Here is a 12,727-nt window from a genome sequence, read left to right as displayed (position 1 = left end):
CGCGATCTGCGGCTGTGGTAGATTATGCCTCGGCAATGGGAGGAAGGGCGCGGACGCTCGGCGCATTGCCGGGATCGATGGCTGCGACGCGCAAAGGGAGATCACAGATGCATGAGAGAAAAGCGGACGGCGATCAGAAACCCGATCTGCTCGCTCACTATCGGCCGGTGGCCATTAGAGCGGTCGCGGCGGCATTCACCCTTAAGCGCGACAAGCCCAATGCGCGTCCACTTCACGAGACGGAATATTCCGGCCCGATTTTCACGGACGATGCCACCTGGGATGATGAGCCCGGTGTTCCATTTATCCGTTAGACGAAACATTCACTGATCAGGGATTTCCCATGTTGAACGCAGCGATCGACCCCGCATCCTCCAAAGAACCTGCCTGCGGCGCGCCGTTCGCCGCTTTTGCGCCGCCGATCCGGCCGCAATCGGAACTTCGCCAGGCGATCACGGCAGCCTATCGCCGTCCGGAAACCGAATGCCTGCCGCCCCTCGTTGCGGCCGCGCGCGTTTCCGAGGCGAAACGCTATGACATCCGCAGCACCGCTCGCACGCTGATCGAAGCCTTGCGCGCCAAGCACAAGGGCACCGGCGTCGAAGGGCTCGTGCAGGAATATTCGCTCTCCAGCCAGGAAGGCGTGGCGCTGATGTGCCTTGCCGAAGCGCTGTTGCGCATTCCCGATACCGACACCCGCGACGCGCTGATCCGCGACAAGATCGCCGAGGGCAACTGGACCTCCCATATCGGCGGCGGCAAATCGATGTTCGTCAACGCCGCCACCTGGGGCCTCGTCGTCACCGGCAAGCTGACGTCCACGGTCAACGCCCGCAGCCTGTCGGCAGCGCTGACGCGGCTGATCGCGCGCGCCGGCGAGCCGGTCATCCGCCGCGGCGTCGATATGGCGATGCGCATGATGGGCGAGCAGTTCGTCACCGGTGAGACGATCGAGGAGGCGCTGAAGCGCGCCCGGCCGCTCGAAGCGCGTGGCTTCCGCTATTCCTACGACATGCTCGGCGAGGCCGCGACGACGGCCGCCGACGCCGAGCGTTATTTCAAGGATTATGAAAAGGCGATCCACGCCATCGGCAAGGCCTCGAACGGACGCGGCATCTATGACGGCCCGGGCATCTCGATCAAGCTTTCGGCGCTGCACCCCCGCTATGTCAGGGCGCAGGCCGGTCGCGTAATGGGAGAATTGCTGCCCAAGGTCAAGGCGCTCGCCGTTCTCGCCAAGACCTATGATATCGGCCTCAATATCGATGCCGAGGAGGCCGATCGGCTGGAGCTTTCGCTCGATCTGCTCGAGGAGCTCTGCTTCGCGCCGGAGCTTGCCGGATGGAACGGGCTTGGCTTCGTCGTGCAGGCCTATGGCAAGCGCTGCCCCTTCGTCCTCGATTACATTATCGATCTCGCCCGCCGGTCCGGGCGCCGGATGATGGTCCGTCTCGTCAAGGGCGCCTATTGGGATGCGGAAATCAAGCGCGCCCAACTGGATGGCCTCGAGGACTATCCCGTTTATACCCGCAAGATCTACACCGACGTCGCCTATATCGCCTGCGCGCGCAAGCTGCTCGGTGCGCCGGATGCGGTTTTCCCGCAGTTCGCGACCCACAATGCGCAGACGCTGGCGACGATCTATCATCTCGCCGGTCCCGATTTCGCGGTCGGCAAATACGAGTTCCAGTGCCTGCACGGCATGGGCGAGCCGCTCTATGACGAGGTCGTCGGCAAGGAAAAGCTCGACCGCCCCTGCCGCATCTATGCGCCAGTCGGAACCCATGAGACGTTGCTCGCTTATCTGGTGCGCCGCCTCCTGGAAAACGGCGCCAACTCCTCCTTCGTGCACCGCATCTCCGATCCGAACGTTTCGGTCGAGGCGCTGATCGCCGATCCCGCCGAGACCGTTGCGGCTATGCCCGTCGTCGGCGCTCCTCATGTGCAGATCGCTGCGCCGAAGGCGCTCTACGGCCATGCTCGCGCCAATTCGGACGGGCTCGATCTCTCGAACGAGGCGACGCTGACGGATCTGGCGCAGGCGCTCGCCTCCACGGCCGCGAACCCGTGGCATGCGCTTCCGATCCTCGCCGACGGTTCCACCGATGGGGTGACGCGCGACGTCCTTAATCCCGCCGATCACCGCGACGTCGTCGGCACGGTCACCGAGCTGAAGGTCGAAGAGGCCGCCCGCATCGTTGCGATGGCGGCCGACTATGCACCGCAATGGGCGGCCGTGCCGCCGGCCGAACGGGCGGCCTGCCTGGAGCGGGCGGCCGACATCATGCAGGCCCGCATCAAGACCCTGATGGGCATCGTCATGCGCGAGGCCGGCAAATCGGCGGCAAACGCCGTCGGCGAAGTGCGTGAGGCGATCGACTTCCTGCGCTATTACGCCGAACAGGCGCGCAAGACCCTCGGGCCGTCCCACGCGCCGCTTGGGCCCATCGTCTGCATCAGCCCGTGGAATTTCCCGCTGGCGATCTTCACCGGACAGGTGGCCGCCGCCCTCGTGGCCGGCAATCCCGTGCTGGCCAAGCCCGCCGGCATGACGCCGATCATCGCCTCGGAGAGCGTCAAGATTCTCCACGAGGCGGGCGTGCCGGTCGGCGCTCTGCAATTCGTGCCCGGCAGCGGCCGGCTCGGCGCCGGCATGGTCGGGGCTCCTGAAACCGCCGGCGTCATGTTTACCGGCTCGACCGAGGTCGCCCGCATGATCCAGGCGCAACTGGCCGAACGGCTGTCGCCGAGCGGCAAACCGATCCCGCTGATCGCCGAAACCGGCGGTCAGAACGGCATGATCGTCGATTCCTCGGCATTGGCCGAGCAGGTCGTCGCCGACGTCATTGCCTCTGCTTTCGACAGCGCCGGCCAGCGGTGCTCGGCTCTTCGGGTTCTGTGCCTTCAGGACGATATCGCCGACAGGACGCTTGCCATGTTGAAGGGCGCCTTCCGTGAACTGACGGTCGGCCGGACCGATCGCCTGAGCGTCGATGTCGGCCCCGTCATCAACGACGGCGCCAAGGCCGAGATCGACGAGCATATCGCGCAGATGCGCGGCTCCGGCTGCAAGGTGGAGCAGCTGGCGCTGCCCGCAAGTGCTGCGGCGGGCACCTTCGTTCCGCCGACGATCATCGAGATCAAGTCGCTGTCGGATCTGACCAAGGAGGTCTTCGGACCGGTCCTGCACGTTTACCGCTTCAAGAGAAACGGGCTCGACCGCCTGATCGACGACATCAATGCCTCGGGCTACGGCCTCACATTCGGACTTCACACGCGGCTTGACGAAACCATCGCGCATGTGACGAGCCGCATCAAGGCCGGCAACCTCTACGTCAACCGCAACATTATCGGCGCCGTCGTCGGCGTCCAGCCGTTCGGCGGCCGCGGCCTGTCGGGAACGGGTCCGAAGGCGGGCGGTCCGCTCTATATCGGCCGCCTGGTGCAGCGCGCGCCGGTGCCGCCGCAACAGGATTCGGTTCATACGGACCTTGCCCTTCGCGATTACATCGTCTGGCTCGACAAGAAGGGCCTGACGGGCGAAGGGGAGGCGGCGCGCGGTTATGCCGGCCGCTCGGCACTTGGGCTCGAACGCGAGCTCACCGGCCCGGTCGGCGAGCGCAATCTTTACGCGCTGCACCCGCGCGGCCGCATTCTGCTCGTGCCGCAGACGGAGAGCGGGCTCTATCGCCAGATCGCCGCAGCCCTTGCAACGGGCAATCATGTCGCGGTGGATGCCGGTTCCCTCTCGAAATCGGCGCTCGCCGATCTTCCGGCGGCGGTCGCAAGCCGCTTTTCCTGGACCTCGGACTGGGAAAAGGACGGACCTTTCTCGGGCGCGCTCGTCGAGGGCGATCGCGACAGGGTCCACGCGGTCAACAAAAGGATCGCGGCTTTGCCCGGTCCGCTTCTCCTGGTTCAGGCCGCCACGAGCGAAGAGCTTGCCGGCGATCCTGAGGCCTATTGCCTGAACTGGCTGTTGGAAGAGGTCTCGACCTCGATTAATACCGCCGCTGCCGGCGGCAATGCCAGCCTGATGGCGATCGGCTGACCGAAACCGACGAGGGCGCAGAAAACACGCCCTCGTCCTACCTTCTATGCTCCGACGAAACTCGACACCATTGACTATTTTTTTAAGAGTTATGCCTATCGTGATGGCCTTGGGCGCGGCCACCGCCAATTGAGGACAATGGTCAATTTGCACGCAGGCGTGCTGTTGCATGGTGGGCGCCGGAGTTAAGAGCCGAATTTCCTGGGCGGGGGCCACCATTTCATGTCGTTGATTGATCGTCTGTTGCAGCGTATGCGGATCGTAACGAAGGTCCTCTTCTTCGTGGTGCCTCTCGTCATCCTCATCGCGGGCATCGGCCTGTTCGGTTATTTCACGGCTGGTACGCTGAATGGCCAGATGACCCTGACCCGGCAGACGATCGATACGCTTTCCAGTTTCCAGCAGCTGCGCTCGTCGCTCACCGCCTTTACCGATCTTCCGACACCGGCCACGCGCGATCGGCTGGTCGCCAGCATCGCCGATCAGCAGAAGGGTGCGGCGACGCTCGATGCCATGTTGATCGATCCCGCCCAGAAACAGCAGATCTCCGCCGTGCGCGAACTCGGCGGCAAGATGCAGGGCGGCGCCGACGCGCTCTGGGCGGTGGCGCAGGAGCGGGCCAATACCGAACTGGCGATCGATGGGGCGGTGGCGCAACTTTTCAAGGAAAGCCAGACCGCCCGCAAGCAGCTCGACGTTCTTCAGGATCAGGCCAACGGCAAGGAGGCCTTCGTCCGGGCGCTTCTTCTCGACGCCTCGGCCTACAAAAATCTCGCGGAACGCATTGCGAAATTGCGCAACGCGACCGCAGCCGCAGCCGACCCTCAGAAGCTTGGCCAGGCCATAGGCAACCTTCTGCCGCCACTCGTCAAGGAAGTCGGCGAGAGCGAGGCGCTTGGCTCTGATAAGGCGAAAAGCCAGATCGCACCGCTGAAGCCGGTTCTGGACAAGCTTGCCGCCATGGTGAAGGACAGCGCCAATCTGTCGCTCGAGGGCTATGCTCCCGTCGACCAGGATCTGCAGCGGTTCGAGGAGCAGTTTGCAAAACTTGCTTCCGGCAATGCGGATACAGCGATCGAGCGTTTTGCCGGCATGGATGCGAGTATAGCAACGCTTCGCTCGATGGTGGCGATCGTCAATGCCGCGTTCAAATCGATCGACGATCTGCGACTGCACCTGAGCGAACTGAACAGGCGGGTCGATACCGCGTCGCGGGATGCGGTTCTGGTGGATCTGAAGGCCCTGCGCGAAAGCGCTGCAAAGCTGGAGCCCTTGAGCGGCAAGAACGCCGCTTTGAAGGATCTTGCCAAGAAGATCGAGCCTTCCCTTGTCTTGATCGAAAAGGGTACCTCGGCACTGATATCGATCGCCGATCGGTGGCAGGGCAACAAGCAGGCGGCGACGGAGCTGGTTGCAGCTGCAAGTCACACGCTCGAACAGTTCGTCAGCACGGCGCAGGAGAGCGGCAAGGAAATCAGCCAGCGCTCGGCCACAATGTCGCTCTCGGCGATGATTGCGGGCACGGTGCTTGCCATCATCGGCGGCCTGATGCTGATCGAGACGCTGCGCGGACCGATGAAGCGGATCACCCAGACGATGACGAGACTCGCTGCTGGCGATCTCAATGTTCCGATCGGCGACGGCAAGCGCGGCGATGAAATCGGCGATATGATCCGCTCCGTGACGGTCTTCCGTGACCAGGCGCTCGAAAAGACGAGGCTCGAAGAGGTCGCTGAAACGAACAGGGCGCGGGACGAACAGGAACAGGCCCGCCGCGCGGCCGAGCAGGCCCGCATCGAAGCCGAGCAGAGCGAGGCCCTGGACGCGCTGTCCGACATGCTCGGCAAACTCGCCGACGGCAACCTCGCTGCCGTGATGAGCGAGGAGCTGGCCGCCGATTATGTCGCGATGGCCAGGACCTACAACCAGGCGATCGATGCGTTGCGCCGCACACTCGCCGAGGTTCGCAACACCACCTATGAAATCGCCGAGGGCAGCACCAATCTTTCGGGTGCGGCCGACGATCTGGCGCGGCGCACGGAACAGCAGGCGGCCGCTCTCGAAGACAGTTCACGCGTGCTCGGCGAGCTGACCGCCAGCGTCCGCACGACTGCCGAAAACGCGCGCCAGACGTCGGTTTCCGTCGCAGAGGCGCACCGGCAGGCGGAGCATTCCGCGGCCGTCGTCGCCAAGGCCGTCGAGGCCATGGACGCCATCAACCGGTCGTCGGACAAGGTCACCAGCATCATCGGCGTGATCGACGAGATCGCCTTTCAGACCAACCTTCTCGCACTCAATGCCGGCGTCGAGGCGGCGCGCGCGGGAGAGGCAGGCAGGGGTTTTGCCGTTGTCGCGCAGGAAGTGCGCGAGCTGGCACAGCGCTGCGCCAAGGCCGCCCGCGAGATCAAGGATCTGATCTCCAACAGCGCGTCGCAGGTCGGCACCGGCGTTCGGCTCGTCGAAGAGACCGGCGAGGCGCTTTCGGCGATCATGGAACACTTCACCTCGATCAACGGGCTGGTGCAGGTCATTTCGACGGCCACGAGTACCCAGTACAAGGGGATCGACGAGGTCAACAACGCCGTTCGCGACATCGAGCATATTACCCAGCACAATGCCGCCATGGTCGAGGAAAATACCGCGGAAATTCACCGGCTCCGGCAGCAGGTGGAACTGCTGAACGAACGCATCTCCCGCTTCCAGACCGCCGACGGCCGCAAGGCTTCACAGGCCGCCGGCCAGCGGATCGCCCTGGCCTCCTGAGCGGCGTCTATGTCTTTCCGTTGGGGCGCGCCTTTAGAAATCGGCGACTTTGCCCCAGGCGGACGCCGCGAAGCGGCTGGGATGGTAGGGCCGCGGATCGACGATCGGCTCATCGCCGGTGACGATGTCGGCAATCAGATGACCGGCGCCGGGTCCGATGCCGAAGCCATGACCGCTGAAGCCCGCAGCGAGGATGAAGCCGGGGAGGGTGGCGATCTCACCGATCCCAGGCACGCCGTCGGGCGTGCTGTCGATATAGCCCGCCCAGGCTGCACTGATACCGGTGCCCTTCAAGGCAGGCAGAAGCTTAAGCGCCCGCGCATGCGTCAGAGCAATGGTGGCCGCGTCGACTGCCGGGTCGAGGATGCGCATGCGCTCCATCGGCGTCCGGCTGTCGAGCCGCCAGCGCGCCAGGGATTCATGACCGGAACGAATCCCCTCCAACCCGCCGGGCGCGAGGCTCCGCCAGCGCCGGGCGAACATCGGCAGGAACTGCGGCGTGAAACGGAGCTGCTGCGCAGTGGGATCGACGCGACCGCGGCCGCTGATCGCCAAAGTGTAACCGCCATCGCCACGACGCGTCACGGAAACCGCCGATGTATGCAGCGCATCCGGCAGGCCGCTCGCACCTGGTGACACCGAGAGGATCGACGAGCGGATCGACGCTTGCGGAAATCGAATGCCAAGTTGCCGGCAGAAGGAGGAGGCCCAGGCCCCGCCAGCCAGGATTGCGACTTTTGTCCGGATCGTGCCGTGCTCGGTAACGACACCCGCAAGCCTGCCGCCTTCAATGTCGATGCCGCGCGCTGCGCAGGATTGATGCACTGTGCCGCCGAGCTTCAGGATCGCACGCGCGACGGCCGGCGCGGCATTGGCCGGATCGGCGATTCCGTCCGTTGGTGAAAACACCCCGCCCTTCCACGCGGCGCCGGTGGCACGCCCCCGTTCGGTTGCTTCCGCGCCGCTCAGCATATGAGTCGTGACGCCGACCGACCGGGCAAAATCGCGCCAGCTAGCCCAGCCGGATAGTTCCTCCTCACTGTTGCTAAGATAGAAAAGACCGCAGCGCCGGAAGCCGGTCTCCTCGCCGGTTTCGGTCGCGAATTGCTCCCACAGGTCGAGGCTCTTCGTCGACATCGGCAATTCCCGTGCGTCGCGGTTCTGCTGCCGGCACCAGCCCCAATTGCGGCTCGACTGTTCCGCCCCGATCCGGCCCTTCTCGATCAGGGCGACCTTCAATCCGCGCCGGACGAGATAATAGGCTGCGAAAACGCCGACGATGCCGCCGCCGATCACCACCGCATCGGCGGCAGAAGGTATCTCTGGTGTGGTGTCGACGCGCGTTAGCGGTGCGGGCATGGCATGGTCTCCGGTTCAGGGCTAGTCTAACGGATCCTAAGCCACGCCTTTGCCGGAGATCGACCGGCGGCAGCAGAAGATTCTGTCTTGCGGGGAGCCCGGCAGCCATTTGTGCTTCGCCATGTCCCGCAATCTGATCGACACCGCCTTGGTATATGTTAAGCTCGGTGTTGGAAAGCCGCAGCATAATCTGCTGCGTCATTGGCGATCTCAAGCACACGAAGGCGCGTGATGAAACTCGACCGGATCGACATAAAAATCCTCTACGAACTGCAGAAGAATGGCCGCGTCACCAATGTTGAACTGGCCGAGCTGGTCAACCTGTCGCCGAGCCCGTGCCTAATGCGGGTGAAGAAGCTGCAATCCGAAGGTTACATCGAAGGCTATTCGGCTCAGATCAATGTCAGCAAGCTCGGTCAGACGCTCACCGTGTTCACCGAGATTACGCTGAAGAACCATCGGCAGATCGACTTCGCCCGTTTCCTCGCGGTAATCGAGAAGGTCGATCAGGTGATCGAATGTCATCTGGTTTCCGGAGGCTATGATTATCTCTTGAAATTCGTCACCGCCGGCATCGACGAATACCAGACGATCATGGAACGGCTCACCGACATGGACGTCGGCATCGACAAATATTTCAGTTTCGTCGTCCTGAAGTCGCCGATCATCAAAGCCCACATGCCGCTGACCACGCTGTTTCCGCATTAAAGAGCGCGCATCGCTCGGAGATTTATGGCCCGCACGTTGTCTCCTCGGTGACAGCTGTCGCAGCAGCCGGCAGGTTTGGCTGGGTCGTGGATAGATTTCGAAATTATCGACTAAAGCGAGGCCTTCTTCGGCAACGCTGGCTTCCGCATTGCCTTAATCTCGGGTGACACCACGATCCACCCTAGAGGCAATAGGTGGTCCGTATTGCTCAACCTGGCCGCCGCCCCATCGCGCTCGGAAGCAGTCTACCCCCCGCCTCGTAGATTCAGAACCGCCTCCCAAGAAGGAAGATGACATGTCACTGTTGGTTACCATCGACACCGATCCGGATTTCACGCCGAAGGACGCGATCCCCGGACCGGAGCGGCTCATTTCAGGCAATCCCTTTTTCAAGACCTGGGCTCAGGATGCTTCTAAGGGAGAGAAGGTGTTAACCGGCGTCTGGGAAGCGACGCCTGGCGAGCATCATTCGATCAAGGGTACGACCTACGAATTCTGTCACATCATTTCGGGTCTCGTAGAAATCGAGGAGAAGGGCGGGGAGACGAAAACCTACCGTGCTGGTGACAGCTTCGTGATGAAGCCGGGTTTCGTCGGTGTTTGGCGCACGATCGAGACTGTCCGCAAAATCTATCTTTGTGTTTACGAGTGACCCGCAAAACTCAGGTGCGCCGACGACTGGCGCACCTTTGAACCGCCGTGATGGTGCGCCTCCTCAAAAGCCCAGGGCGATGATCTGCCCGCTCTTGTAATGTTGCGGGGCTCGCGAGCAGCTCCTCGTGCCCGCCTCAGAATGGCCCCCACTGCGGCCTGCGGACGCTCCATCAGGTTCTTGCCGGCGCCGCAAGATGATCGCGACGACAATGCCCCGACGACAGCGGCAGGGGAGATCAGTGGTCCTGCGGACTATCGGCGGCCCTTTCGACGAATCCGGCGACGGCGATGATGGCTGCCTCCGTGTGCGGCAAAGCGGCGAGCTCGCCCAGCGTTACCGGTTTGATGGGTGGGCGCAGCCGATAGTAACCGAGCTCGCCGGGCGCTACGCCACGGCATTGCGCCAGCAGCTCAACCGCGGTCAGACCGCATAGACGGCCCTGGCATGGTCCCATTCCGCATCGGGTGAACGCCTTCATTTGGTTAGGGCCCGGCACGCCGAGCGCCGCAACTTCACGCAGCTTGCCAGCCGTAATTTCCTCACAGCGGCAGACGATGGTGCCGTCGTCTTCTGGCACACGACACGTTTTGGCGGGCCGGAACCGATGCTCTATGAAACTCCTGCCTCTGAGGGCGCGCGCGAGCTTTCGTGCGAGTTCGTTGCGGCGCTGTTCGTAGACACCCTGGCTAATTCGATGGAGATCGAGCGCCGCGGTCAGGCCCGCCAGCTCACCTTGGTGAGCCGAGGCAACCGCCCCGACAATTCCCGCCGCATCACCGGCGATCGAGACCCCCGGAACCGAACTTGCGCCGCAAATGTCAACGGCCGGGCGGAAGGCTGCCAGGCGCTCGTCCCAGACGTAGTCGCAGCCGGCCGCCAGCGCGAGATTGAGGTTTGGTGCGATCCCTTGGTGCAGAAGGAGCAGGTCGCCCGGAATGTCCCGGGACCTGTTGCCGCGAAGAACCCTTAGAGCACTGAATTGTCCGGAACCAACCGCCTCGACCGCGGTCGCTCCGCGGATGACACGGGTTCGACGGTGAACCTCCCAGAGGAGCTTCAGGCCCTTGAGGGCATAGGGCGACGCGGCAAAGCCAAGCACGTGAGGCAGGGCAAAGCGCCAGTTCTCGACCGGCGTGGTATCGACGACCGCTATCACGGACACGCCTGCCCGGAGAAGCTGGCTTGCCAGCAAATACAGCAGGGGCCCGGTCCCGGCGAGAATGGTTCGCCCGGACGGCACGAGACCCGACGACTTCATCAGGATCTGCGCCGCCCCCGCCGACATGACCCCGGGCATGGTCCACCCCGGGAATGGGAACGGACGCTCGAGCGCGCCGGTCGCGAGGATCACGCGATGGGCTGCGATCGGTCGAGCGATGCCTCCGAGCGAGATGCCGACCTCGAGCCCATGCGCGCCGTCGCCAGTTTCCTCGTCGGCAGGCCCGACGCTCCAGACCGTCGCCCGACGGGCATAGCTCAAGTCTGCCGCCTGAAACCGCTTTATCAGCGTTCGACCGGCAGTGTAGTCCGGCCCCATGCGCGCGAGATCGGCGTTCGAAGCCCGGTCGACCGCCCGATAGATCTGGCCACCGGGGGATTCGTTTTCGTCGGCCAGCAATACGGTGATGCCGTGGGCCGACGCTTCAACGGCTGCCGCGAGGCCGGAAGGCCCCGCGCCAACAATGATCAGGTCGTAGGCAGGTGCGAGATCAATGGCAGAGTGAATGTTCCGGATCATGCTTGCTGTCCTACCACGGCGGCGCCATCCTGCGTTTCGACCCGCATGCCCTCTTCCACGGTGATCAGGCAAGCCTGTCGGTTCGCTTGGCCGTCGATCTTGACGAGGCACTCGAAGCACACGCCCATCATGCAATAAGGAGCGCGGGCAGCGCCGGAAACCGGAGAGCGGCGCGTGATGCAATGTCCGGCAGCCAGCAGTGCAGCGGCGACGCTGTCACCGCTGCAGGCAGTGGTCCGCGTGCCGTTGAATGTGAAGGAGACAGAACTCTCCGTTCTGTCAGGCAGCCGTTGGAACACGGAACCTCCGGGAATGAAAGACGGAGAGATCTGCGCAGAGCTCGCCGGCCGAAATTTGCCGCGGCAGGACCAGCGCATGGTTCGCCGCCAGCGTCACGCCGGAATGGCAGGCGAATGCAAACGCACCTGGAAAACTCTCCGATTGCTCGTAAATGGGGTAGCCATCCGGCGTGACCACACGGAATGCCGCCCAGGTCCGCACCGACTTCACATCCCTCAGAAGTGGGAATGTGCGCACAGCGCGTTCGGCGAGGACCGCGGAAATCGGGCCGCGTGGCCGCTGGTGATCGATTGTCGCTTCCTTGCTCTCACCAATCAGTACTGAGCCCTCGTCTGTCTGCCGCAGGTAGCCGGTGGCATGGCTGAGGAAGGGCTTCAGCCGCTCGGTGACGATAATTTGGCCGCGGCTGGGCGAGAGTGGAACGTTCAGCCCAACCATCGGGGCGAGGGCGGTGTTACCGATCCCGGCCGCAAGCACGATCTTGCCGGAAGTCAGCCTCCACCCGTCCCCGGTCAATTCGAACACGCCGGCCCGATGGCGGATCGCCGTCGTCTTCCGATGCGGCAGATAATGAACGCCACGCTGCTGCAGCGCCTTGTGAAAGGCCGCGAACAGCCGCAGCGGGTTGACGTGTCCATCAAGAGGACTGAAAATCGCGCCTGCCACCGTCTCCCCGACCAGCGGCAAGCGGCGGCGTGTCTCCGCCTGATCGAGTATCTCATATTCGAGCGGCGGAGTACCTTCCGCCTCCATTCCCGGCTGGCTGGCGAGTTTCGCCATGGATGCGATCCCGCGCTCCAGCTCCGTTGGCGTGAGCCGAATTGAGAAACCGCCTGATTGGATGAAGCCAGTGTCGATGCCGGTTTCTCCCTTGAGCTCGGCTGCTAGCTGGTGCCAGTTCGCTGTGGAGGTTCGCGACCAACGGGAGTAGGCCGCGTTGCCGAGACCTTTGCTTGAGCTCCAGACGAGACCGAAATTTGCCCTGGCGGCCCTGTCTGCAACGTCGCCTTCATCAACGACAGCAACCCTCTGCCCGCACTTCGAGAGGCCCCAGGCAATGGATACGCCTACGAGCCCGCCGCCGATGACGATTATGTCGTAATCCATTCCGCTAGCTGTCCCGAGGCACCCCATGGCTTTCTCCGGATTTGGC

General features: G+C 63.5%; 9 protein-coding genes. 5 read left to right on the top strand and 4 right to left on the bottom strand.

Annotated elements, in window-relative coordinates:
* Positions 1-107: 107 nt before the first annotated feature.
* From C4N04_RS29600 to C4N04_RS29590, 3 genes are all read left to right on the top strand, one after another.
* The gene (locus C4N04_RS29600; protein WP_106797674.1) at positions 108-314 is read left to right on the top strand and encodes a hypothetical protein; all 207 of its coding nucleotides are present in this window, start codon (positions 108-110) and stop codon (positions 312-314) included.
* A gap of 29 nt (positions 315-343) precedes the next feature.
* Complete coding sequence (gene putA / locus C4N04_RS29595) at positions 344-4,051, top strand: trifunctional transcriptional regulator/proline dehydrogenase/L-glutamate gamma-semialdehyde dehydrogenase (RefSeq protein ID WP_106797673.1); 3,708 nt, start codon at positions 344-346, stop codon at positions 4,049-4,051.
* 222 nt (positions 4,052-4,273) lie between these two features.
* Complete coding sequence (locus C4N04_RS29590) at positions 4,274-6,814, top strand: HAMP domain-containing methyl-accepting chemotaxis protein (protein ID WP_077989048.1); 2,541 nt, start codon at positions 4,274-4,276, stop codon at positions 6,812-6,814.
* 33 nt (positions 6,815-6,847) lie between these two features.
* Here the strand turns inward: C4N04_RS29590 and C4N04_RS29585 are convergent, their stop codons facing one another.
* On the bottom strand, positions 6,848-8,173 hold the full coding sequence (locus C4N04_RS29585) for an FAD-binding oxidoreductase (protein WP_077989049.1): 1,326 nt from the start codon (positions 8,171-8,173) through the stop codon (positions 6,848-6,850).
* A gap of 231 nt (positions 8,174-8,404) precedes the next feature.
* Here C4N04_RS29585 and C4N04_RS29580 point away from each other — a divergent pair, with 231 nt between their 5' ends.
* Both C4N04_RS29580 and C4N04_RS29575 read left to right on the top strand, forming a co-directional pair.
* Positions 8,405-8,881, top strand: coding sequence for an Lrp/AsnC family transcriptional regulator (locus tag C4N04_RS29580; protein ID WP_040112276.1), 477 nt, complete (start codon positions 8,405-8,407; stop codon positions 8,879-8,881).
* Positions 8,882-9,176: 295 nt separating this feature from the next.
* Positions 9,177-9,533: a cupin domain-containing protein gene (locus C4N04_RS29575; RefSeq protein ID WP_064685941.1), complete on the top strand. Its 357-nt coding sequence runs from the start codon at positions 9,177-9,179 to the stop codon at positions 9,531-9,533.
* A gap of 238 nt (positions 9,534-9,771) precedes the next feature.
* Here C4N04_RS29575 and C4N04_RS29570 read toward each other — a convergent pair whose 3' ends face one another.
* From C4N04_RS29570 to C4N04_RS29560, 3 genes are read right to left on the bottom strand one after another with little or no spacing between them, the layout of a single operon-like run.
* Entirely contained in the window at positions 9,772-11,274 is a 1,503-nt protein-coding gene (locus C4N04_RS29570; RefSeq protein WP_077989050.1) for an NAD(P)/FAD-dependent oxidoreductase, read from the bottom strand.
* The gene (locus tag C4N04_RS29565; RefSeq protein ID WP_077989051.1) at positions 11,271-11,573 is read right to left on the bottom strand and encodes a (2Fe-2S)-binding protein; all 303 of its coding nucleotides are present in this window, start codon (positions 11,571-11,573) and stop codon (positions 11,271-11,273) included. Before C4N04_RS29565 ends, C4N04_RS29570 begins: the two co-directional genes overlap by 4 nt.
* On the bottom strand, positions 11,554-12,681 hold the full coding sequence (locus C4N04_RS29560; protein WP_077989052.1) for an FAD-dependent oxidoreductase: 1,128 nt from the start codon (positions 12,679-12,681) through the stop codon (positions 11,554-11,556). Before C4N04_RS29560 ends, C4N04_RS29565 begins: the two co-directional genes overlap by 20 nt.
* Positions 12,682-12,727: the final 46 nt, after the last annotated feature.

This window comes from Rhizobium sp. H4, assembly GCF_003013335.1.
In the GTDB taxonomy this organism is placed as follows: domain Bacteria; phylum Pseudomonadota; class Alphaproteobacteria; order Rhizobiales; family Rhizobiaceae; genus Rhizobium; species Rhizobium sophoriradicis.
Note: the sequence above shows the minus strand (reverse complement) of the source record. Positions and strands in the feature narration are given on the sequence as shown.

What these genes read in the sequence shown, in the direction of transcription:
- C4N04_RS29600 (WP_106797674.1), top strand. Translation starts at nt 108, where the DNA reads ATGCATGAGAGAAAAGCGGACGGCGATCAGAAACCCGATCTGCTCGCT.
- putA (WP_106797673.1), top strand. Translation starts at nt 344, where the DNA reads ATGTTGAACGCAGCGATCGACCCCGCATCCTCCAAAGAACCTGCCTGC.
- C4N04_RS29590 (WP_077989048.1), top strand. Translation starts at nt 4,274, where the DNA reads ATGTCGTTGATTGATCGTCTGTTGCAGCGTATGCGGATCGTAACGAAG.
- C4N04_RS29585 (WP_077989049.1), bottom strand. Translation starts at nt 8,173, where the DNA reads ATGCCCGCACCGCTAACGCGCGTCGACACCACACCAGAGATACCTTCT.
- C4N04_RS29580 (WP_040112276.1), top strand. Translation starts at nt 8,405, where the DNA reads ATGAAACTCGACCGGATCGACATAAAAATCCTCTACGAACTGCAGAAG.
- C4N04_RS29575 (WP_064685941.1), top strand. Translation starts at nt 9,177, where the DNA reads ATGTCACTGTTGGTTACCATCGACACCGATCCGGATTTCACGCCGAAG.
- C4N04_RS29570 (WP_077989050.1), bottom strand. Translation starts at nt 11,274, where the DNA reads ATGATCCGGAACATTCACTCTGCCATTGATCTCGCACCTGCCTACGAC.
- C4N04_RS29560 (WP_077989052.1), bottom strand. Translation starts at nt 12,681, where the DNA reads ATGGATTACGACATAATCGTCATCGGCGGCGGGCTCGTAGGCGTATCC.